The 235-nt window shown below is 41.3% G+C and carries 1 tRNA gene; it reads left to right on the top strand.

Annotation, left to right across the window (positions count from 1 at the left end):
- Nucleotides 1–120: 120 nt before the first annotated feature.
- Nucleotides 121–197: transfer RNA gene (locus H4J41_RS00055), tRNA-Arg, on the top strand.
- The last annotated feature ends 38 nt before the right edge of the window (nt 198–235 follow it).

The following is a 235-nucleotide window of genomic DNA, read 5'->3' as shown; positions in this document are numbered from 1 at the left end:
GCCACTTTTCTTTAAGTGGCTAAATAATAAAGACTAGCAAATATTAACGCTAGTTAAAAAATGAATATTGTACAAGTTTGTCATCTCCTAAGCATGAGATATAAAAAAACAGTTTATTGCGGACGCGTAGCTCAGCTGGATAGAGTACCTGGCTACGAACCAGGCGGTCGCAGGTTCGACTCCTGCCGCGTCCGCCACATTGAAAAAACCAGTCTAATGACTGGTTTTTTTTCGC

The sequence above is a fragment of the Colwellia sp. MB3u-45 genome, from assembly GCF_014077005.1.
Lineage (GTDB): Bacteria > Pseudomonadota > Gammaproteobacteria > Enterobacterales > Alteromonadaceae > Cognaticolwellia.
The sequence above is the reverse complement of the archived record's forward strand: the minus strand, read 5'-3'. Positions and strand labels throughout refer to the sequence as shown.